The following is a 21292-nucleotide window of genomic DNA, read 5'->3' on the forward strand; positions in this document are numbered from 1 at the left end:
AGGCGGGGCGGCCAGTACCCCCTCGCCGAAAGGCCCGCACCGCCATGCGCATTCTCGGAATCAACGCGCTCTTCCACGACCCCGCCGCCGCCCTCGTCATCGACGGCCGCACCGTCGCCGCCGCCGAGGAGGAGCGGTTCTCCCGCCGCAAGCACGGCAAGCGGCCCGTGCCGTTCTCCGCGTGGGAACTCCCCGAGCAGGCCGCCGCCTGGTGCCTGCGCCGCGCCGGGCTGCGCCCCCAGGACCTGGACGCCGTCGCGTACTCCTACGACCCGGCGCTGGCCCGGCCGGCCGACACCATGGGGCTGCACGACCCGTGGGACCACCTGCGCCAGACCTACGCCCGCGAGGTCCCCGGATTCCTGGCGGCCGCGCTGCCCGGCCTCGACTCGGCCATCGTCCGCTTCGTACCGCACCACATGGCGCACGCCGCCTCCAGCGCCTTCGCCGCCGACGGCGCGGACCGCAGCTCCGTCCTCGTCCTCGACGGACGCGGCGAACGCGCCTCCCACCTGGCCGCCCGCCGGGTCGGCAACCGGCTGGAGCCGCTGCACGCCCAGGACCTGCCGCACTCGCTCGGGCTCGTGTACGAGGAACTCACCGAGCACCTCGGCTTCCTGAGGTCTTCCGACGAGTTCAAGGTGATGGCCCTCGCCTCCTACGGCACCCCCCGGCTGCTGCCCGAGCTGCGCCGCCACGTGCACCCCACCGGCGACGGCGGGTTCCGCGCCACCGGCGTCCCCTGGGCGGAGTACTGCCCGCCCCGCGGCGCCGACGAGCCCTGGACCGCCGCCCACGCGGACGTCGCCGCCAGTGCCCAGGCCGTACTGGAGGAGACCCTGCTCGACCTGGCCCGCTGGCTCCACGGACGCACCCACGACGAGGTCCTCACCCTGGCCGGGGGCGTCGCCCTCAACTGCGTCGCCAACTCCCGCATCGCCCGCGAGGGCCCCTTCTCCCGCGTCTGGGCGCAGCCCGCCGCCGGCGACGCCGGAACCGCCCTCGGCTCGGCGCTGTACCTCGCCGCCGAAGCGGGACAGGACCCCGAACCGATGGCCGGCGCCGACCTCGGCCGCGACTGGTCCGACGCGGAGATCGGCGCCTGGCTCAAGACGGCGGGCGTGCCCTTCGAACGCCCCGAGGACATCGCGGCGACCGTCGCCGAGGCCCTCGCCGACAACGCCATCGTCGCCTGGTTCCAAGGCCGTTCCGAGTACGGGCCGCGCGCGCTCGGGCACCGCTCGCTGCTCGCGCACCCCGGACACGAGGGCAACCTGGAGCGGCTCAACGACGTCAAGGGACGCGAACAGTTCCGGCCCGTGGCCCCCATGGTCCTCGCCGGGCGGGCGGCCGAGATCTTCGACGGCCCCCTGCCCAGCCCGTACATGCTCTTCGTGCACGACGTCGCCCCCGAGTGGCGCGAACGCATCCCGGCCGTCGTCCACGTCGACGGGACGGCCCGCATCCAGACGGTCGACCCGGTACGCGAACCCCTGGTGGCCCGCATGCTCACCGAGTTCGAGAAGCGCACCGGCCTGCCGGTCGTCGTCAACACCAGCCTGAACACCGCCGGCCGCCCGATGGTCGACGACCCCCGCGACGCCCTGGAGTGCTTCGGCTCCTCGCCCGTGGACCTCCTCGCCATCGGCCCCTACGCCGTCCGGCGCGGCGAACTGTTCCGGAACGGAGCCGAGTCGTGAGCACGATCGTCCAGCGCACCGTGACGACGGCCTACGCGGTCGTCGTCCCCACCCTCGGCCGGCCCAGCCTGCGCGCCTGCCTCGAAGCCCTCGCCGCCGCCACCGCCGACGGCACCGGCCCCACCACCGTCGTCCTCGTCCACGACCGGACGGGCATCGGCGCCCCGCCGCCCGCCCTGGACGTGCCGCCCGCCCTGCGCCCGCTGACCACCGTCGTGCCCGGCGGCGGCCGGGGACCGGCCGCCGCCCGCAACACCGGGGCCCGGGCCGCCGGAACGGTGCCCTGGATCGTCTTCCTCGACGACGACGTGGTGCCCGGACCCACCTGGGGCCGGGACCTGGCCCACGACCTGGCCTCGGCCGCCCGCGACGCGGCGGCCGTCACCGCCCGCATCGACGTCCCGCTGCCCGCCCGGCGCCGCCCCACCGACTGGGAGCGCAACACCGCCGGACTGGCCACGGCCCGCTGGATCACCGCCGACATGGCCGTCCGGCGCGAGGCCCTCGAAGCCGCGGGCGGCTTCGACGAACGCTTCCGGCGCGCCTTCCGCGAGGACGCCGACCTCGCCCTGCGCCTGCTCGACGGCGGATGGACCCTGGCCCCCGGCACCCGCCGCACCACGCACCCCGTCCGGCCAGCCGACCGGTGGGTGTCCGTCCGCGTCCAGGCGGGCAACGCCGACGACGTCCTGATGCGCCGCCTGCACGGACCCGACTGGTGGGCGCGGGCCGCCGCGCCGCGCGGCCGGCTGCCGCGCCACCTCGCGGTCACCGCCGCCGGGGCCGCCGCCGCCGGCTGCGCCCTGGCCGGCCGGGGCCGGGCCGCCTCCGTGTGCGCGGCCGGCTGGCTGGCCGGCACCGCCGAGTTCGCCGCGGCGCGGATCGCGCCCGGGCCGCGCACCCGCGCCGAGGTCGTCACCATGGCCGTGACCAGCGTGGTCATCCCGCCCGTCGCCGCCTGGCACTGGCTGCGCGGCCACGTCCTGCACCGGACCGCCCGGACGCGCCCGGCCCAGCCCCCGGCCGCGCTCGCACCGCCGGCCCCGCCGGTGCGGTCCGCCGCGCAGCGGGTGCGGTCGTGACGGCCCCGCCCGCCGTACCGCAGGGGCCCTGGGTGTGGGCCGGGGGAGCCGCCACGCCCCCGCCGCACCGCCGCCGGGCCGCCTCCCCCCTGCCCGACGCGGTCCTCTTCGACCGTGACGGCACCCTCGTCGTCGACGTCCCGTACAACGGCGACCCGGCCAGGGTGCTCCCCATGCCCTCCGCCCGTACCGCCGTGGCGGCCCTGCGGGAACGGGGCGTCCCGGTCGGCGTGGTCAGCAACCAGTCGGGCGTCGGCCGCGGACTGCTGACCCGCGCGCAGGTGGAATCCGTACGACGGCGCGTGGACGCCGTCTTCGGACCGTTCGCCGTGTGGGCCGTCTGCCCGCACCGCTCCGAGGACGGCTGCCCCTGCCGCAAACCCGCGCCCGGCCTGGTCCTCGCCGCCTGCGCCCACCTCGGCGCCGCCCCCGGGCGCACCGTGGTCGTCGGGGACATCGGCGCCGACATGGGGGCCGCCGAGGCCGCCGGGGCGCGGGCCGTCCTGGTCCCGACCCCGGTCACGCGGCCCGAGGAGGTCACCGCCGCCCCGCGGACCGCGCCCGACCTGCTGGCCGCCGTACGCCTGATCCTCGCCGGGGACCGTACGCCGCACGGGCCGGGCGGTGTCCGGTGAGCGCCCCGCGCAGCCTGGTCGTCCGGCTCGACAGCGCCGGGGACGTCCTGCTGGCCGGACCCGCCGTACGCGCGGTCGCGGCGGGCTCCTCCCACACCACGCTGCTGTGCGGGCCCCTCGGGGTCCCGGCGGCGCGGGTGCTGCCGGGCGTGGACCAGGTACTCGTCTACGACGCCCCCTGGGTCGGCCTGGAGCCCGGCCGGACCTCGCGCGAGGAGTGCGGCCTGCTGGTGGACGCCCTGGCGGCCGGCCGCTTCGACCGCGGCGTCGTCCTCGTCTCCTACCACCAGAGCCCGCTGCCGACCGCCCTGCTGCTCGCGCTCGCCGGAGTGGAGCGGGTGGCCGCCGACTGCGAGGAGTACCCCGGCTCCCTGCTCGCCCTGCGCCACCGGCGGCTGCCCAGACGCCACGAGGCGCAGGCCGCGCTCGACCTCGTACGCGCCTTCGGCTTCGGCCTGCCGCCCGGCGACGACGGCGCCCTGCGGGTGCTGCCACCGCCCGCCACCACCCGGCTGACCGGCCCCGAACCGTACGTGGTGCTGCATCCGGGGGCCGCCGTGGCCGCCCGCCGGTGGAGCGCCGGCCGGGCCGCCCGCGCCGCCGCCGCGCTGCACCGGGCGGGACACCGGGTGGTGGTCACCGGCAGCGCCGCGGAGCGGGAACTCACCGCCGAGGTGGCCGGCCGGCACGGCCTCGACCTCGGCGGCGCCACCGCGGACCTGCACGAACTGGCCGGCGTCCTCGCGGGCGCGCGGGCCGTCGTGACGGGCAACACCGGCCCCATGCACCTGGCCTGCGCCGTGGGGACCCCCGTCGTCTGCCTCTTCGCGCCCGTGGTGCCCGCCGAACGCTGGCGCCCGTACGGCGTCCCGCACGTCCTGCTCGGCGACCAGGCCGCGGCCTGCGCCGGGAGCCGGGCCCGGACGTGCCCGCTGCCCGGCCACCCCTGCCTGGACTCCGTGAGCGACGCGGAGGTCCTGGCGGCCGTGGCCGGGCTGCTCGGCGAAGCGCCGCCGGACGCGGGCGCCCCGCGCGAGGACGGCGTGCCGCACGGCACGGCCCCACAGGGACCACCGCTGAACGGCACACCGCTCAGCGGCACACCGCTCAGCGGCACCCCGCTGAGCGGCCACGCGCCGCTGAACGGCCACCCGCCCCGTCTCACCGATCGAGGAGCCGGCGTATGAACATCCTCCTGTGGCACGTCCACGGCTCCTGGACGACCGCGTTCGTCCAGGGCCCCCACACCTACCTGGTACCGGTCACCCCCGACCGGGGCCCCGACGGCCTCGGCCGCGCCCGCACCTTCGACTGGCCCGGATCGGTCCGCGAGGTCACCCCCGCCGAACTCGCCGAGACCCCCGTCGACCTCGTCGTGCTGCAACGGCCCCACGAGGCGGAACTGGCCGAACGGTGGCTCGGCCGCCGTCCGGGCCGGGACGTGCCCGCCGTCTACCTGGAACACAACGCCCCGGACGGGGACGTGCCGCGCACCCGGCACCCGTACGCCGACCGCGACGACCTGACGCTCGTCCACGTCACCCACTTCAACCGGCTCTTCTGGGACAACGGCGGCACCCGCGCCGAAGTCATCGAGCACGGCATCGTCGATCCGGGCCACCTCTACACCGGCGCCCTGCCGCGCGCCGCCGTCGTCGTCAACGAACCGGTCCGCCGCGGCCGCCACACCGGTACGGACCTGCTGCCCGCGCTGGCCCGGGCCGCGCCGCTGGACGTCTTCGGCATGGGCACCGAGGGACTCGCCACGCACCTGGGCCTGCCCCTTGAACGGTGCCGTTCCCACGAACTGCCGCAGCGGGACCTGCACACCGCCATGGCGGAGCGCCGCGTCTACCTGCACCCGGTGCGCTGGACCTCCCTGGGCCTGTCCCTCCTGGAGGCCATGCACCTCGGCATGCCCGTCGTCGCCCTCGCCACCACCGAGGCCGTGGAAGCCGTACCGGCCGGCACCGGCGTCCTGTCCACCCGGCCCGAGGTACTGGCCGCCGCCGCCCGCCACTACGTCCACGAACCGCAGGCCGCGGCCGAGGACGGCGCGCGCGCCCGGCAGGCGGCCCTCGAACGCTACGGACTCAAACGCTTCCTGGACGACTGGGAGCGGCTGATGACGGAGGTACGGTCATGACGTCTTCCCCCCGCCCCGCGCCCGGGGCACCCGCCCACCACCCCCTGTCCCTGGCGCTGGTCTCCGAGCACGCCAGCCCGCTGGCCGCCCTGGGCGGGGTCGACGCGGGCGGCCAGAACGTCCACGTCGCCTGCCTGGCCGGAGCCCTCGCCGACCGCGGCCACCGGGTGACGGTGTACACCCGGCGCGACGCGCCCGACCTGCCCGAGCGCGTGCACCTGCGCGCCGGCGTCACGGTGCACCACGTACCGGCCGGCCCGGCCGAGTACCTCCCCAAGGACGAACTGCTGCCGTACATGCGGGAGTTCGCGTACTTCCTGATGAACCGCTGGCAGCACGACCAGCCGCCCGACCTGGTCCATTCGCACTTCTGGATGTCCGGGCTCGCCTCCCTCGCCGCCGCACGGGAGCTGAGGCTGCCGATGCTGCACACCTACCACGCGCTCGGCACCGTCAAGCGACGCCACCAAGGCGACGCGGACACCAGCCCGCCGTCGCGCATCCGCTGCGAACGGGAGGTCGGCCTGTGCTGTGACCGGGTGGTCGCCACCTGCCGGGACGAGGTCGCCGAGCTCGCGCGCATGGGCGTCCCCGAGGACAAGGCCGACGTCGTCCCCTGCGGCGTCGACACCGAGCGGTTCCACCCGGACGGCCCGGCCGCCGAACGCTCACCGCTCCACCGCCACCGGCTGCTCCAGCTCGGCCGGCTGGTCGCCCGCAAGGGAGCGGCCGTCTCCATCGCGGCGCTGGCCCGGCTGCCCGAGGCGGAACTCCTGATCGCCGGAGGCCCGGAAGCCGGGCGGCTCGACGAGGACCCGGAAGTACGCCGCCTGCGCGCGCTGGCCGCGGAGGCCGGGGTCGCCGAGCGGGTGCGCTTCCTCGGCGCGGTGCCCAGCGCGGACGTCCCGGCACTGCTGCGCAGCGCCGACGTCGTGCTCTGCCCGGCGGACTACGAGCCGTTCGGCATCGTCCCGCTGGAAGCCATGGCCTGCGGCCGCCCGGTCGTGGCCACCGCCGTCGGCGGGCAGCTCGACACCGTCGCCGACCGGCAGACCGGACGGCTGGTGCCGCCCGGGGACCCCGGCGCGCTGGCCTCGGCGGTGGCCGGGCTGCTGGCCGATCCCGGGCTCCGCGAGGCGTACGGCGCGGCCGGCCGGCGCCGGGTGACGAGCCGTTACGGCTGGGACCAGGTCGCCTCGGCCACCGAACGGTCCTACCGCGCCGCCCTCACCGGCCGGCTCGCGCCCGCGATGCCCTGAACGCGCGCGCCACCCGCGCCCGTCCCCGTACGCACCGCACCGCACCGCGCCGCCGGACCGCTCCCGCCCCGCCGGCGGGACGCACCGCGGCCACGAAGCCCGAAGGAGGTGGGGCACGGTCCGCTCCCGCGAGCGGCGCCGGCCCGGCACCATGAGCCAGAACCCCGCACACGCAGGAGCGCACGCGCACTGCCGGTCCCTTCAGGACTCCCTGGACCACCTGCGCGCCCACGGCCTGGACCAGCTGGCCCGCTGGGGCCACCGGCTCGCCACCGTGCTGCCCGGGGGCGGCAGGCTGCTCGCCGCCGGGAACGGCGGCAGCGCCGCCCAGGCCCAGCACCTGACGGCCGAACTCGTCGGCCGCTACCGCGAGGAGCGCGCCGCCTACTCGGCCATCGCCCTGCACGCGGAGACCTCCAGCGTCACGGCGATCGGCAACGACTACGGCTTCGAGCACGTCTTCGCCCGCCAGGTCGCGGCCCACGGCCGTGACGGTGACGTCCTGCTCCTGCTGTCCACCTCCGGCCGCAGTACGAACCTCCTGTCGGCCGCGATGACGGCCCGCACGGCGGGCGTCGAGGTGTGGGCCCTCACCGGGCCCTCCCCGAACCCGCTGGCCGAGATCGCGGACCAGGCCCTGTGCGTCCCCGCCGTCAGCGCGGCGACCGTGCAGGAGACCCACCTCGTGGCCGTCCACCTGCTGTGCGAGTCCTTCGACGCCGCCCTCACCGACCCCGCCCTCATCGACGCCGCCCTCACCGATACCGCCCGCCCCGCCGCCCCTCGTACGGTCGACCCGCCCGCCGTCGGCAAGAAGCGCCGCGCGGCGGTGGCCGCCGCCGGCAGGAGGACCCCGTGAACGACCCCCGGCCCCTGGTCGTGGTCGGCGACGTCCTCCTCGACCGCGACATCCGCGGCGACGTGGACCGGCTCGCCCCCGACGCCCCCGTGCCCGTCGTCGACGTCACCACCGACCACCACCGCCCCGGCGGCGCCGGCCTGGCCGCCCTCCTCGCCGCCGGGACCGGCCGCGCCGTCGTCCTGGTCACCGCGCTCGGCGAGGACCGGGCCAGCGACCGGGTCCGCGAAGCCCTCGCCGGGCGGGTCCGGCTGGTCGAGCTGCCGCTGGACGGAACCCTGCCGGAGAAGACCCGCGTCCTGGCGGCGGGCCGCCCCCTGGTCCGCATCGACCGGGGCGGCGGCGAGGTCGGACCGCCCACCGACGCCGTCCGCGAGGCCCTGGAAGGGGCGGCCGCCGTCCTCGTCGCCGACTACGGCAGGGGCGTGGCCGCCGCGGTGCGGCCGCTGCTGGCCCGGGCGGCCCACCACGTCCCCCTCGTCTGGGACCCCCACCCGCGCGGCGGCCCGCCCGTCCCCGGAGCCCGCCTGGTCACACCGAACGCGGCCGAGGCGTCCGCCCTGTGCCCCGGCGACGGGGGCTCCCTGGGGGCGCACGCCCGGCGCGGCGCCGAACTGGCGCAGCGCTGGGAGGCCGCCACCGTCGCGGTGACCCTCGGCGACCGCGGGGCGCTGCTGACCCGCCCGCTGACGGCCGCCCCCATGCTCGTCCCGGCGCCCTACACGGCCGCCGGAGATCCGTGCGGCGCCGGCGACTGCTTCGCCGCCCTGGCCGCGGTGGCCCTCGCGGACGGCGCCCTGCCGGAGGAGGCGGTGCAGCGGGCGGTGACCGGCGCCGCCGCGTTCGTCGCCGCCGGCGGCGCGTCAGGGGCCACCGTGCGCCGGACGGCCGGTTCCCCGGACGCGGCGGACCCGCCCGCAGGCGACGCCTTCGCGCTTGCCGCGACCGTACGGGCGCGCGGCGGCACGGTGGTGGCCACCGGCGGCTGCTTCGACCTGCTGCACGCCGGACACGTCGGCCTGCTCGACAGCGCGCGCCGCATCGGCGACTGCCTGATCGTCTGCGTCAACAGCGACGAGTCACTGCGCCGGCTGAAGGGGCCCGGCCGTCCGCTCACCCCGCTGGAGGACCGGCTGCGGGTGCTGGCGGCGCTCGGCAGCGTCGACGCCGTCGTCGCCTTCGACGAGGACACGCCCCAGGCGCTGCTGCGCTCCCTGCGGCCCGACGTCTGGGTCAAGGGCGGCGACTACACCCCCGAAGCCCTGCCCGAGGCCGCGGTACTGCGCGACTGGGGCGGGCAGGCCGTCGTCCTGCCCTACCTCGACGGCCGCTCCACCACCCGGCTCGCCGCCCGGGCGGCGCAGGCCGCCCAGGACGCCCGTACGCCGTCCTGAAACCGGAGCGGCCCGGGCCGGTGAGGCGGAGCGCCGGTCCGGTGCCGGATGCCGGTCCGGGGCCGGATCAGGCCGCGGTGCCCAGCGCCGCGCGGGCGCTCAGCCCGGCCTCGGGTACCCGTACGGCGGTGGTGGACCGGCCGGTCCCGCGCCCGCGGAGCAGGTAGCCCGCGGCGACGGCCGCCGTCACGACCAGACCGCCGGTCACGAGGGCGACCCGTACGCCCGCCAGCTCCATGAACAGCCCCAGCGCGGGCGGCGCCGCGAGCCCCCACACGGTGCGGATGCTGGACCAGGCCCCGAGCACCCGCCCCCGCATGTGGGCCGGCGGGTCGGTCTGGAGCACCGTCGACTGGGCGGTGTCACCGATGGACTCCGCCACGGCCATGGGCAGGACGAGGACGAGCAGCACCGCGAGCGACGGGGAGAGCCCCGCCAGCACCTGGAGCAGCGCACCGGCGGCGGTGAGCACGCCCACCAGCCGGACCGTGGGACGGCGCAGCCGGGCACCGAGGACGGCGCCGATGATGCCGCCCGCGGCGAGGACGGTGGAGACCCGGCTGAACGAGGCCGCGTCACCGGCGAGCGGACCGGTGACCAGCACGACCAGGGTGAGCGAGTAGTTGCGGCCGAACAGGTTGCCGACCGCGTTGAGCGCGGCGAGCGCGACCAGCCGGGGACGGCGCAGGAAGAAGGCGAGCCCCTCGCGCGCGCTCAGGTCCTGCTCCCCGCCGGGCCGGGAGGCGCTGTCCTCGGCGAGGACCGGCGCCCGGTCGCCGACGGGCCGGGCCGCCCTGAGGAACGGGATCATGGCGGCGACGAAGAGGAAGGACAGCCCGTTCGCGGCGTAGGCGGCGGCGGTGCCCAGGAAGCCGACGGCCACCCCGGCCAGCGACGCGCCGACGAGCCGCCCCGCGCTGTGCACCAGCGAGCCCACCCCGATCGCGGAGGGGACGTCCTCCGGATGGACGAGGTCGTTGCCCAGCAGCGCGCAGGCCGGCCCGTCGACGGTGGCGATGAGGCCGGTCACGGCCGCCAGGCCGAGCAGGACCGGCAGGCTGAGCCCGTCCAGCGCGACCAGGACGGCCGTCACGAGGGCCACCGCGCCCAGGAGCGCCTGCCCCACGGCGGCGGTCACCTTGCGGGGCCACCGGTCGACCGCGGCGCCGCCCATGAGGCCGAACAGCAGCCCGGGAGCCGCCTGGACGGACACGGACAGGCCGGTCACGGCGGCGGAGCCGGTGATCTGGAGCACGAGGAGGTTCTGCACCGTCAGCTGCATCCACGTACCGGCGTTGGACACGAAGTTGGCGACGGTCCACCAGCGCATGCCACGGTGGCGGAGGGATCGCCAGGGCGATCGGGACGGGGCGGCCGGGGGCAGGGGGGAAGAAGGCACGGAGACAGACCACAAGGGGGGAGGGGGAAGGAGGACGGGCGCTCCGCGCATCGGCACACTGCGGCACCCGACCGGCGGTGAACGGCCTCAGCCATGCTGACAGATCCTTTGGGCCCCCACCCGCGCCGCCCGGCCGCCGCACGACGGCAGCCCCCCGGGGCCCTTGCGCTCCAAGGCCTCGGACCGCCCCCGTCGACTTGCTCACACACTGCTCCCGGCAGCGCCGTGCGGCCTAGTCCGGCGTGCCGCGCCGGGCAGCGCTCGGGACAGTGGACGAGACGAGACGGCAGCCCCGGGCGAGGCCCACCGGCACCCGGGCGGGCCGCAGGACCGGCGACGGAAGGCATGCGGATGAGCGGCACGGCGTACACGGATCTCGGCGGCAAACAGGCCCTGGTCACCGGCGGTGCCCGCGGGCTGGGGGCGGCCATCTCCCGCCGGCTGGCCGCCGCGGGCGCCTCGGTGCTGGTGGCGGACGTCCGCCAGGACCTCGCGAAGGAGCTCTGCGAGGACCTCGCGGCCCAGGGGCTGTCGGCCAGGGCCGTCGGCCTGGACGTCCGCGATCCCGGCGCCGTCGCCGACGTCTTCCGCGACGTAGAGGAGGCCGGAGGCCGGGTCGACGTCCTCGTCAACAACGCCGCCGTGGACGTCTCCAAGGCGGTCGAGCACCTGACCGCCGACGAGGTGACCCGGGTGGTGACGACGAACCTCCTCGGGCCGATGTACCTGTGCCTGGAGGGCTACCGGCGCATGGTCGCGCAGGGCGGCGGCCACATCGTCAACATCCTCTCCACCGCCGCGAACCGGACGTGGACGGAAGCCGGCCCGTACGCCGCCAGCAAATCGGGGCTGAGGGCCTTCACCCACACCCTCTTCAAGGAGGCGCAGCGCGACTGCGAGGGCATCGGCGTCACGGGGATCATCGCGGGCGGCATGGAGACCGACTTCATCCTGGAGCGGTTCCCCGACACCGACGTCTCGATGCTGCAGAGCCCGGAGATCGTGGCCGACACCGTGCTGTACGCCCTGTCCGTGCCGTCCGGCAGCGCCATCGGCGAGCTGGTCGTCGTGCCCCGCAGGGAACCGTCCTGGCCGTGAACGGGGACGGCGGCCCGCCCCCGCCGGCCCATCCCCACGCCCCCGCCCACCCCCGCCCCCGGGTCCTCGTGCTGCGCGCCCTCGGCCTCGGCGACCTCCTGACGGTGGTGCCCTGTCTGCGGGCGCTGCGTCGCGCCCTGCCGGGACACGACCTCGTGCTGGCGGCGCCCGGCCGGCTGGCCGCCGTCGCCGGGGCCACCGGCCTGGTCGACCGGCTGCTGCCCACCGCCGCGCCCGGCCGCGCCGTCCCCGAGGAGCTCGCCTGGGACGGGCCGCCGCCGGAGCTGGCCGTCGACCTGCACGGCAACGGCCCCCCGAGCCACCGGCTGCTCCAGCGGCTGCGACCGCACCGGCTGCTGGCCTACCGGCACCCCGGCACGCCGGACATCGCCGGCCCCGTATGGCGCCCCGACGAGCACGAACGCGACCGCTGGTGCCGGCTGCTGCACTGGTACGGGATCGCCGCCGACCCCGCCGACCTCGGCATTCCGTACCCCGCGCGGCCCTCGCCCGTCCCCGGCGCCGTCGTGATCCACCCGGGCGCCGACGCCGAGGCCCGGCGCTGGCCGGCCGCCCGCTTCGCCGCCGTCGCCCGCGCCCTGCACCGCTCGGGCCACCGGGTCGTCGTCACGGCGGGCGCGGGGGAGGGGCCGCTGGCCCACCGCGTGGCGGCCGGGGCGGGGCTGGCGCCGCGGGCCGTGCTGGGCGGCGGCGACGACGTACCGTTCCCGCTGCTCTGCGCCCTGATCGCCGGAGCGCGCTGCGTGGTGGTCGGGGACACCGGCCTCGCCCACCTCGCCACCGCCCTCGGCACCCCGTCCGTCGTGCTGTTCGGCCCGGTGGCGCCACGGCTCTGGGGACCGCCGCCGGACCGGCGCCGCCGGGTGCTGTGGCGGCCGGGGGCCGGGGAGGACCCCTTGCGGCCCGGCGACGCCCACGGCACCGCGCCGGACGCCCGGCTGCTGCGGATCACCGTGGAGGAGGTGCTGGCGGCGGTCGGGGAGGTGCTGCCCGGCCGGGACGGACCCGCCGGCGACGCGGACACCCGCGCCGCCTCCCTACCGGGCCCCGTACCGGGCTGACCGGTCAGGGGGCTGACCGGTCAGGGGCGTCGCCAGGCGTCGTCCTTCAGGTGCGAGCCGGCCATCGGCCCCATCCGGAGCATGCCCCCGTCGACGGCCCACGAGGCGCCGGTGACGTACGAGGCGTCCCCGCCCGCGAGGAACGCGACGACGGCGGCGACCTCCCGGGCGTCACCGGGCCGGCCGAGCGGCACGCCCGGCCGCGACACCCGCCGGACGTCCTCGTCCTCCTGACCGGTCATCGGCGTGGCGATCTCCCCGGGTGCCACGGAGTTGACCGTGATGCCGTGCTCGGCGAGCTCCAGGGCCATCACCTGCGTGAGCAGCCCCAGGCCGCCCTTGGCCGCGCAGTAGGGCGCGGCCCCGACCCGCGGCTGGTGCTCGTGGACCGAGGTGATGTTGACGATCCGGCCCCCGCCGCCCTGCGCGATCATCCGCCGGGCCGCCCGCTGGGAGCACAGGAAGGGACCCACCAGGTCGACGTCGAGCACCTCGCGGACCGTGTCGAGGGTCAGGTCCAGGAACGGGGTGGCGGTGCCGGTGCCCGCGTTGTTGACCAGGACGTCGACCCGCCCCAGCTCCTCGGCGAGCCGGTCGATCACGTCCGCCGCGGCCGGCAGGCCGGTCAGGTCCAGCCGGGCCACGCAGGCACGCCTGCCGTGTCCGCGTACCTCTTCGGCGGTCTCCCGGGCGCCCGCCTCGTCGGTGTGCCAGGTGATGCCGACGTCCAGGCCGTCGGCGGCGAGCCGTACGGCGACGGCCCTGCCGATCCCCGAGTCCGCGCCGGTGACGATGGCGGCCGCGGGGGCGCGCCCGGCTGTGTCCGCGTGGGTCATGGCTGTGCCGCCTTCCTTACGGGGGCCTCTCCGTCGGCCCGCTGGCGGGCGGCTACCCACCCGCGCGCCGGACATGTCCCGCCCGGCCCCCGCTCACCCCAGCAGCTCCAGCACGGCCGCCTCCACCTCCCCGTGGGTGGCGGGATGCCCGTACGCGACGCCGGTACCGAGCCGCTCCAGGGCCGGTCTGATCGTGACGCCGTCCTCGAACAGCTCGAAGAGCCGGGGGTTGATGTACGAGGCCCGGCACACCGCGGGCGTGTTGCCGAGGTAGCTGCTCACCTCCCGCACCGCGCGCGACACCGCCCTGGTGCGCTGGGCCCGGGAGCCGTCGGCCACACCGGCGGAGACGGCCAGCGCCACGGCCGCCAGGACGGTGGCGTGCCAGGTCCGGAAGTCCTTGGCGGTGATGTCCGTGCCGGTCCCCGCGCGCAGGTACGCGTTGACGTCGGCCGCCCGCACGTCGCGCCAGACCCGGCCGCTGCGGTAGACGAACAGCTGCGGGCCGGCGCCGGGCCGCCGCAGCAGCGCCCGGACGACCGCGTGGGCCTCCGGATCCACCAGGGCCCGCAGCTGCTCCTGCCCCGACTTCCCGGGGAACTCGAAGCAGACCTCGCCCCGGCCGCACCGGGCGTGCTCGCGCAACAGGGTCGTCAACCCGTACGCCTCGTGGTCCCTGCGGTACGCCGCCCCACCCACGCGGAAGAACCCCAGGTCGAGCAGGCGAACGGTGCAGGCCAACACCCGGTCGCGGGTCAGGCCCCGGGCGCCGAGGTCGGCGGTGACCGTCTCCCGCAGCCGTGGCAGCCGCGTCGCGACGTCGAGGACGTGCGCGTGCTTCGCCGCCTCCTGCCGCTCCCTGAACCGCTGGTGGTACAGGTACTGGCGCCGGCCGGCCGCGTCGGTGCCCATGGCCTGGATGTGGCCGCCCGGCCACGGGCAGATCCAGACGTCGGTCCAGGCGGGCGGGATCACCAGCCCGCGCAGCCGCGCCCGCTGCGCCGCGTCGGTGACCGGCGCCCCGTCCGGGTCCAGGTACCGGAAGCCGCGCCCGTGGCGCACCCGGGTGAACCCGGGGCGGTCCGGGCGGCTCGTACGCAGCCGCATGGGTCTCCTCGCTCGGCGTCTCGTTCGGTGTCGGGGGAGTCAGGCCAGTGCCGTGGCCGCCACCGACAGGTCGGCCACCAGCCCCCGGAAGGCCGCCTCCCGGTCGTCGGCCCGCAGTACGGCGGACGGGTGCACGGTGGCCAGCAGCCGCACGGCGCCGGGCGGCGCGCCGTCACCTTCCCGGGCGGCGTCCAGGGCGGGCAGGGGCATCAGCGCACCGCGCCGTTCCCCCACCTTGAACGACGAGCCGAGGAGCGCCTTGCCGGCCGTTCCGCCGAGGACGACCACCACCTCTGGGGAGAGCAGCCGCAGCTCCGCCACCAGCCACGGCCGGCAGGCCGTCATCTCCCGCAGGTTCGGGGCCTTGTGGACGCGCCGTTTGCCCCGCGGCGCCGCCGTGAACTTGAAGTGCTTGACGGCGTTGGTCAGGTAGACGCCCTCGTCCCCCAACCCGGCCTCCGCCAGCGCCCGTCGCAGGAGCTGTCCCGCCGGTCCGACGAACGGTTCCCCCTGCCGGTCCTCCTGGTCGCCGGGCTGCTCCCCGACGAGCACGAGCCGGGCCCCGGCGGGGCCCTCGCCGAACACCGTCTGCGAAGCGTCCCTGAAGAGCGGGCAGCCCCGGCAGCCCGCCGCGGCCCGTCGCAGGGCGGTCAGGCCGCCGCGGCGCGGGAGGTAGGGGGAGGCGTCGTAGCCCTGCCCCTCCGAGCGGTCGGGCCGGGCATCCGTCGGGACGGGCATGGCCGCACCACCCTTCGCGTGCCGGCCGCCACGAGGGGGCGGCCCGTGACCGGTACTCGCCGTGCCCGGCCTCCTCGGCCGGGGGCGGCACTGGTGCTTCTCTCCGGCAGCCCGGCCGCCAAACCCCCCTGACCGGTGAACCGTACGCAGGACGGGCCGGCCGGACCCCGCGTCCACACCGCCCCCCGTACGCCCCGCTCGGCCAACGGGGTGGGCGGGCCGGAGGCCGGGTGTGCGGGCGCGGGCGCCGGGTAGCCGACCGGTATGTCCCTACTGAAGACGGCCTCCCCCTGGACCGACAGCACCCTCTCCCTCCTGGCCCGCGGCTACGCGTGGCTGCCCGACCGGATGCGCGCCTCGGACGGCGAACCGGTGCGCACCCGGCTGCTCGGCCGCCCCGTGATCGCCCTGCGCGGCCCGGAGGCCATCGACTTCTTCTACGACGAACGGCACGTCAAGCGCACCTCCGCGCTGCCCGAACCCGTGCTCGACACGCTCTTCGGCCAGGGCGCCGTGCACACCCTGGACGGTGACGCCCACCGCGTCCGCAAGGCCATGTTCCTCGCTCTCCTCAAGGACGGCGCGGGTGTCGCCGCGCTGTCCGACCACGTGGCCCTCCAGTGGTCCAAGGCCGTGACCGACTGGGAGGACGGCCGGTACGTGGTCCTCTTCGACGAGGTGGCGCTGATCCTGGCCCGCGCCGTCTGCGCCTGGACGGGCGTCGAACTGACCGACGAGGCCGACCGCCAGATGGGTGAGGACTGCGTCGCCATGGTCGACGGCTTCGCCACCCCGGGCCCCCGGCACTGGCGGGCCCGCGCCGCCCGCCAGCGCCAGGAGGAGGCGCTCGCCGCCCTGGTCCGCACCACCCGCGATGGCGGGGAACTCGTGAGCGACAACGGCACCGCGCTGGAGGTCGTGGCCTGGCACCGGGACGCCGACGGCCGGCTCCTCGACCCGCACACGGCGGCCGTCGAACTGCTCAACATCATCCGGCCCACCGTCGCCATCGCCTGGTTCGCCGCCTTCGCCGCCCACGCCCTGCACCGCTGGCCCGCCCACCGCGAGCCGCTCCGCAAGGACGCGGACGGCCGGTACGCGCGGGCGTTCGCCCACGAGGTACGCCGCTTCTACCCCTTCGCCCCCTTCGTGGGCGGCCTCGCCGCCACCGACCTGACCTGGCGCGGCCAGGCCATCGCGAAGGACACCCTGGTCCTGCTCGACCTGTACGGGCACGACCACGACCCCCGCCTGTGGGACGCCCCGTACCGCTTCGACCCGCAACGCTTCGCCGGCCGGGAACCGGGCCCCGACGAGCTCATCCCGCAGGGCGGCGGCGACCCCGGCCGCGGCCACCGCTGCCCCGGCGAGGACATCACCGTCGCCCTGCTGGCCACGCTGGTCACGCAGCTCGCCGACCTCGACTACGAGGTCCCCGACCAGGACCTGACGATCCCGCTGTCCCGCGTCCCCACCCGCCCGCACAGCGGCTTCGCCCTCCGGGTGGCGCGTTAGCCCCGGCTCCGGCCGGGCAGGCGCAAGGGCGACGAACGCGGAGGCAGAGCAGAGAAAGGACAGGGACCATGACGACTGCCCGCGAGATCATGACCGAAGGCGCGGAGTGCGTCGGCGCCGAGGAAACCGTGCTGGAGGCCGCCCGTAAACTCGCGGAACTGGAGGTCGGCGCGCTGCCGATCTGCGGTACCGACGACCGGCTCAAGGGCATGCTCACCGACCGCGACATCGTGGTGAAGGTACTGGCCGCGGGCAAGGACCCCGCTCAGTGCAAGGCCGGCGAACTCGCCCAGGGCGAGGCGGTCACCATCGGCGCGGACGACGACGCGCGCGAGATCCTGCGCACCATGACCGCGCACAAGGTGCGCAGGCTGCCCGTCATCGACGGCCACCGGCTGGTGGGCGTCGTCGCACAGGCGGACGTCGCCCGCGCGCTGCCCGACGCGCAGGTGGGCGAGCTGCTGGAGGCCCTCTCCGCCTGAGCCCGCAGTGGACGCCTCTGGGTGCGGTGGTCGCGCGGGACGCGGCCACCGCACCGGTGCGTCTACCGCCGCGGCCGCAGCTCCGCCCGGGCGGCCCGGCAGAACGCCTCGTCCAGCAGGACATCGGCCGCCGTGCAGGCCAGCGCCTCGGCCGAGGCGACCATCGCCCGGCGTCCGAGCGGGGCGGCCGCCGCCTCGGCGAAGTACGGGGTGTGGTCCGACGCCGTCGGGTCCTCGGTGATCGCCACGAACGGATGGGCCGAGGGGACCAGGCCGCTCACGTCGCCGATGTCCGAGGACCCGAGGTACACCCCCGGCGTGGGTTCCGACAGTGCGATGCCCGTGCGGGCGAAGTGGTGGGCCAGCCGCTCGGAAAGCGTCCGGTTGTGCCGGAAGTGCTCGTACCCCTGCCCCACCGGCGCGACGTCGACGGTGGTGCCGGTGGCCCGCGCCGTGCCCTCCGCGCAGGTCCGCAGCTCGGCCACCAGCTCTTCGAGGGCCTCCGTCGTCGCACCGCGCAGGCCGAACAGGCCCTCGGCGTAGGCCGGGACCACGTTGGTGGCCTCGCCGCCCGCCGTGACGATGCCCTGGAGGTGGGAGCCCGGCGGGAGCCGCCGGCCGAGCACGGCGGTGGTGTTGAACAGCTGGATCAGCGCCGCGAGGGCGTCCACGCCCTCGGTCGGGTTGCCGGTGGGGTGCGCCGCCCTGCCGTGGAAGGCGACCCGCACCTGGGTCTGCGCCGTCAACGGCGCCCACGACCAGCTGTGCACGCCCGGGTGGAACATCAGCGCCGCGTCCAGCCCGTCGAAGACACCGGCCGCCGCCAGGGCGACCTTGCCGCCGCCCCGCTCCTCGGCGGGCGTCCCGACGGCCAGCACCTCGCCGGTGTGCGGGCCGAGCGCGGCCCGCACCGCGAGGGCCGCGCCCAGGCCCGCGGCCGCGATCAGGTTGTGGCCGCACGCGTGCCCCAGCTCCGGCAGCGCGTCGTACTCCAGCAACAGCGCCACCCGGGGGCCGCCGCCGTCGCCGGACCGGGCGACGAACGCGGTGTCCAGCCCCGCAACACCACGCTCCACGGCGAACCCGCCGCGCTCCAGCTCCGCCGTGAGCAGCGCGGACGCCCGGTGCTCCGCGTACGCCAACTCGGGATGGCGGTGCAGGACGTCGCTCACCTCCCCCAGGCGGTCGGCCCGCGCGGAGACTTCCGCGCGCACGGCGGCGTAGACCTGTTCGAGACGGTGGGACACCTGAGACCTCCGCGTTCGGGACGGGACCGGAACCCGCCTGCCCGGTCCGCCGACACGGAAACCGTCAGCCGTCGGGGGCCAGCGGGAGGGCGACGGTGACCGTCTTGCCCTCGGGTCCGGCCGTGACGGCCACGTCCTCGGCGAGCCGCTGGACCAGCCGCCAGCCGAAGCCGCCCGGCCGGCCGGGGGAGAGGGGCCGGGCGAACGGGAAGACCGGGCTCGCGTCCCCCACGACGAGGATCAGGCGGGCGCCGTCCACCCGGGCTCCGAAGCCGGTGACGCCGCCGGCGTGCCGGATCGCGTTGGTGACGAGTTCCGACACCACCAGCAGGACGTCGTCCACGGCCGCCCCGGGCACCTCACGTCCGTCGGCGACGAGGAGAGCGGTCACGGCGGCCCGTGCTGCTCCCGCGGTCGTCGGCAACGGGGTTGAAAACATTACGTACGCCCGCCTGTCCCCAGTCGGCGGCGGTGCCCCCGTCCTGCGCCCGAGTTTATCCGGCGCCCGCGACACCCGTGCCGGATCCCGGACCGAGCCCGGGAACGCCGGGACCGCAGCGCCGGGACCCGCCGCGCGGCTGCGCCGTCCGGGTGGCCCGGCGCGGGGAAACACCGGGCAGTCGGCGGCCCCACCGCGTGCCGGTGGCGATCACGGGGTACGCGTGTGATCGCGTCCGGCGTCCGGCTCCGGCAGCCCGAGCACCCCGTACGCGACCAGAACACCCCCGATGAAAGGGATCACCGTGGCAGAGAAGGAACACCGCAAGCCGACCCCGCCTTCCGAGGCGCCCGGGGAGAGCGGCGACCGCGCGGCCCGCCGCGAGGCGGAAGAGGCCCTCGTCCCCGGCAACGAGGACGGCGAGGCCGGCGACGCGCTGAGCCCCAGCACCGACGCCCAGCGGCGCACGGCCGGGCAGGGCAAGGAGAGCGGGCACGGGCCCGGCCACGGGCACGGCAAGAAGCCGGCTCCGTAGACGCGCCGACGCCCGTGGGGGGCCGCGGCCGAAGCCGACGGCCCCCCACGGGCGTCGAGTGGGGGGCCGCGGCCGAAGCCGACGGCCCCCCACGGGCGTCGAGTGGGGGGCGGCCGCAGCCGCCCCCGGAGCGTCAGGCCGCCGTGGCGACCGGAGCCGCGAGCGCGGCGTCGGCCCCCGGGCGGGAGGCGTACACGTCCAGCGCCTCCGGCCCGGCGACGGCCGCCAGCGCACGGCGGGCTTCGGGGTCCGCGGCGACGACGGCCAGCGGCACGTCCGCGTACCGGCACATGCGGTGGGCCCGTACGACCGTGCTCACCGCGGCGGCGCTCACCGGGCCCTCGGACAGTTCCAGCACGACGGGCGCGGACCGGTGGGCGGCGAGGAAGCCGTCGATCTCCCACGCGGCGGCGGCCCGCCCAGCGATGTCCAGATCGGCTCGCAGACGGATGATCAGTACACCGTTCTCGGTCACCTTGCAGGGCAGCACGGGCGCTCCTTGTCTCCACGACCACTTCTGTTGTGTACACGCTGGTGCCCCCGGGACGCGGTGATATGCGTGGGTGGGGCACGGACTTCGGAGTGGTTCGTCGCCGCGCGTGATCAAGCGGTATCCGGGTAGCCGAGCGGACGTGACCACGCTCGGAGTCGAAGAAGAGTACTTGTTGTTGGATCCACACTCCGGGCTGCCCGCGGCCCGGGTGGAGGACGTACGCCGCACGGCCGGCCTCGGGCCCCTCGCCGAGCGCGAGGAGGTGCAGAACGAGCTCCTCCAGGCCCAGATCGAAGTGGCCACCCCGGTCTGTACCGGACTGGAGGAAGTGGGCGGCCACCTGCTGCGGCTGCGCCACGCGGTGGCCTCGGCCGCCGAGGCGAACGGCTGCCGGACCGCCGCCACGGGGGCCGCTCCGCTGCGCGCCGCCGCCCGGGTGCCCGTGACGCCGACGCCGCGCTACCTGAGGATGGAGGGCGCGGCCCAGCAGCTCGTCGACGAACAGCTGATCTGCGGGATGCACGTCCACGTGGCCGTCCCGAGCCCCGAGACCGGCGTGGCCGTACTGAACCGGATCCGGGGCTGGCTGCCGACCCTGCTGGCCATGTCGGCCAACTCACCGATGTGGGACGGCCACGACACGGGCTTCGCGAGCTGGCGGACCATCGTCTTCGGCCGCTGGCCGGTCAGCGGCCCGCCGCCGTTCTTCGCGGACCTCGCCGACTACGAACGCCGGCTGGACGCGCTGGTGGAGTCCGGGGCGATCGCCGACCGGGGCCAGGTCTACTGGCAGGCCCGGCTCTCGGACCACTACCCCACGGTGGAGGTGCGGTGCATGGACGTCCAGCTGCGGCCCGACGACGCCGTCATGCTCGCCGGCGTGGTCCGCGGCCTGGTCGGCACGGCCATCGCCGAGGAGGAGGCGGGCGCCGCCCCGCCGGTCCCCGGTACGCCGGAGCTGGTGCAGGCCGCCAACTGGCACGCGGCGCGCTACGGACTGAACCGCACCCTGCTCGACCCGGCCGGCCGGCCGCGCTCCAGCGGGGACGTGCTGTCCGACCTCATGAGTCACATCACCCCCGCGCTGGAGGAGACGGGCGACCTGCGCGAGGTGAGCTCCCTCGTCCACCGGCTGCTGCGGGAGGGGACCCCCGCCGACCGGCAGCGCCGGACCGTCGCCGAGGGCGGGCTCTCCGCCCTGGTCGGCCTGGTGACGGGCGCGGACCAGGCGAACTGAGCCCCGGGG

General features: G+C 76.7%; 21 protein-coding genes. 14 read left to right on the top strand and 7 right to left on the bottom strand.

What is annotated here, in order from left to right:
* Positions 1-44: 44 nt before the first annotated feature.
* The 8 genes from ACZ6ZT_RS01010 (at position 45) to rfaE2 (ending at position 9075) form a co-directional block, all read left to right on the top strand.
* Positions 45-1700, top strand: coding sequence for a carbamoyltransferase family protein (locus ACZ6ZT_RS01010; protein WP_469714308.1), 1656 nt, complete (start codon positions 45-47; stop codon positions 1698-1700).
* Entirely contained in the window at positions 1697-2782 is a 1086-nt protein-coding gene (locus tag ACZ6ZT_RS01015; RefSeq protein WP_469714310.1) for a glycosyltransferase family 2 protein, read from the top strand. Before ACZ6ZT_RS01010 ends, ACZ6ZT_RS01015 begins: the two co-directional genes overlap by 4 nt.
* Positions 2779-3417, top strand: a complete 639-nt coding sequence (locus ACZ6ZT_RS01020; RefSeq protein WP_469714312.1) for a D-glycero-alpha-D-manno-heptose-1,7-bisphosphate 7-phosphatase — start codon at positions 2779-2781, stop codon at positions 3415-3417. Before ACZ6ZT_RS01015 ends, ACZ6ZT_RS01020 begins: the two co-directional genes overlap by 4 nt.
* Positions 3414-4604, top strand: coding sequence for a glycosyltransferase family 9 protein (locus tag ACZ6ZT_RS01025; protein WP_469714314.1), 1191 nt, complete (start codon positions 3414-3416; stop codon positions 4602-4604). The genes ACZ6ZT_RS01020 and ACZ6ZT_RS01025 overlap by 4 nt, the downstream gene beginning before the upstream one ends.
* Complete coding sequence (locus ACZ6ZT_RS01030) at positions 4601-5563, top strand: glycosyltransferase (protein WP_469714316.1); 963 nt, start codon at positions 4601-4603, stop codon at positions 5561-5563. Before ACZ6ZT_RS01025 ends, ACZ6ZT_RS01030 begins: the two co-directional genes overlap by 4 nt.
* Positions 5560-6822, top strand: a complete 1263-nt coding sequence (locus ACZ6ZT_RS01035; RefSeq protein ID WP_469714318.1) for a glycosyltransferase — start codon at positions 5560-5562, stop codon at positions 6820-6822. The genes ACZ6ZT_RS01030 and ACZ6ZT_RS01035 overlap by 4 nt, the downstream gene beginning before the upstream one ends.
* A 151-nt stretch (positions 6823-6973) precedes the next feature.
* Entirely contained in the window at positions 6974-7681 is a 708-nt protein-coding gene (locus ACZ6ZT_RS01040) for a D-sedoheptulose-7-phosphate isomerase (RefSeq protein ID WP_469714320.1), read from the top strand.
* On the top strand, positions 7678-9075 hold the full coding sequence (gene rfaE2, locus ACZ6ZT_RS01045; RefSeq protein ID WP_469714322.1) for a D-glycero-beta-D-manno-heptose 1-phosphate adenylyltransferase: 1398 nt from the start codon (positions 7678-7680) through the stop codon (positions 9073-9075). Before ACZ6ZT_RS01040 ends, rfaE2 begins: the two co-directional genes overlap by 4 nt.
* 67 nt (positions 9076-9142) lie before the next feature.
* On the opposite strand, the gene ACZ6ZT_RS01050 is transcribed toward rfaE2, so the two are convergent.
* Positions 9143-10405 carry an MFS transporter gene (locus tag ACZ6ZT_RS01050; protein ID WP_469714325.1) on the bottom strand — a complete coding sequence of 421 codons (1263 nt, stop codon included), beginning with the start codon at positions 10403-10405 and terminating at the stop codon, positions 9143-9145.
* 420 nt (positions 10406-10825) lie between these two features.
* Between ACZ6ZT_RS01050 and ACZ6ZT_RS01055 the strand changes: the two genes are divergently transcribed.
* Positions 10826-11572 (top strand): SDR family oxidoreductase, encoded by a 747-nt coding sequence (locus tag ACZ6ZT_RS01055; RefSeq protein ID WP_469714327.1) that lies wholly within the window; start codon positions 10826-10828, stop codon positions 11570-11572.
* Positions 11569-12654: a glycosyltransferase family 9 protein gene (locus tag ACZ6ZT_RS01060; RefSeq protein ID WP_469714328.1), complete on the top strand. Its 1086-nt coding sequence runs from the start codon at positions 11569-11571 to the stop codon at positions 12652-12654. Before ACZ6ZT_RS01055 ends, ACZ6ZT_RS01060 begins: the two co-directional genes overlap by 4 nt.
* Positions 12655-12674: 20 nt before the next feature.
* Here ACZ6ZT_RS01060 and ACZ6ZT_RS01065 read toward each other — a convergent pair whose 3' ends face one another.
* The 3 genes from ACZ6ZT_RS01065 to ACZ6ZT_RS01075 form a co-directional block, all read right to left on the bottom strand.
* Complete coding sequence (locus tag ACZ6ZT_RS01065) at positions 12675-13490, bottom strand: SDR family oxidoreductase (protein ID WP_469714330.1); 816 nt, start codon at positions 13488-13490, stop codon at positions 12675-12677.
* A 93-nt stretch (positions 13491-13583) separates the two neighbouring features.
* Positions 13584-14597, bottom strand: coding sequence for a DNA topoisomerase IB (locus ACZ6ZT_RS01070; protein ID WP_469714331.1), 1014 nt, complete (start codon positions 14595-14597; stop codon positions 13584-13586).
* Positions 14598-14636: 39 nt separating this feature from the next.
* Entirely contained in the window at positions 14637-15335 is a 699-nt protein-coding gene (locus ACZ6ZT_RS01075) for a UdgX family uracil-DNA binding protein (protein WP_469714332.1), read from the bottom strand.
* Positions 15336-15599: 264 nt separating this feature from the next.
* Here ACZ6ZT_RS01075 and ACZ6ZT_RS01080 point away from each other — a divergent pair, with 264 nt between their 5' ends.
* Both ACZ6ZT_RS01080 and ACZ6ZT_RS01085 read left to right on the top strand, forming a co-directional pair.
* Complete coding sequence (locus tag ACZ6ZT_RS01080) at positions 15600-16850, top strand: cytochrome P450 (protein ID WP_469714333.1); 1251 nt, start codon at positions 15600-15602, stop codon at positions 16848-16850.
* A 68-nt stretch (positions 16851-16918) separates the two neighbouring features.
* Positions 16919-17332, top strand: coding sequence for a CBS domain-containing protein (locus ACZ6ZT_RS01085; RefSeq protein ID WP_469714335.1), 414 nt, complete (start codon positions 16919-16921; stop codon positions 17330-17332).
* Positions 17333-17394: 62 nt separating this feature from the next.
* Here ACZ6ZT_RS01085 and ACZ6ZT_RS01090 read toward each other — a convergent pair whose 3' ends face one another.
* Both ACZ6ZT_RS01090 and ACZ6ZT_RS01095 read right to left on the bottom strand, forming a co-directional pair.
* Positions 17395-18579 (bottom strand): amidohydrolase, encoded by a 1185-nt coding sequence (locus tag ACZ6ZT_RS01090; RefSeq protein ID WP_469714337.1) that lies wholly within the window; start codon positions 18577-18579, stop codon positions 17395-17397.
* 64 nt (positions 18580-18643) lie between these two features.
* A complete protein-coding gene (locus ACZ6ZT_RS01095; RefSeq protein WP_469714338.1) occupies positions 18644-19018 on the bottom strand; it encodes an ATP-binding protein in 375 nt (124 codons plus the stop codon).
* A 304-nt stretch (positions 19019-19322) separates the two neighbouring features.
* Between ACZ6ZT_RS01095 and ACZ6ZT_RS01100 the strand changes: the two genes are divergently transcribed.
* Entirely contained in the window at positions 19323-19553 is a 231-nt protein-coding gene (locus tag ACZ6ZT_RS01100) for a hypothetical protein (protein ID WP_469714340.1), read from the top strand.
* Between the two features lie 133 nt (positions 19554-19686).
* On the opposite strand, the gene ACZ6ZT_RS01105 is transcribed toward ACZ6ZT_RS01100, so the two are convergent.
* Positions 19687-20043 carry an STAS domain-containing protein gene (locus tag ACZ6ZT_RS01105; RefSeq protein WP_469714343.1) on the bottom strand — a complete coding sequence of 119 codons (357 nt, stop codon included), beginning with the start codon at positions 20041-20043 and terminating at the stop codon, positions 19687-19689.
* 142 nt (positions 20044-20185) lie between these two features.
* Here ACZ6ZT_RS01105 and ACZ6ZT_RS01110 point away from each other — a divergent pair, with 142 nt between their 5' ends.
* Positions 20186-21283, top strand: a complete 1098-nt coding sequence (locus ACZ6ZT_RS01110; RefSeq protein ID WP_469714345.1) for a carboxylate-amine ligase — start codon at positions 20186-20188, stop codon at positions 21281-21283.
* Positions 21284-21292 lie beyond the last annotated feature (9 nt).

The organism is Streptomyces sp. NPDC102258 (assembly GCF_055584685.1).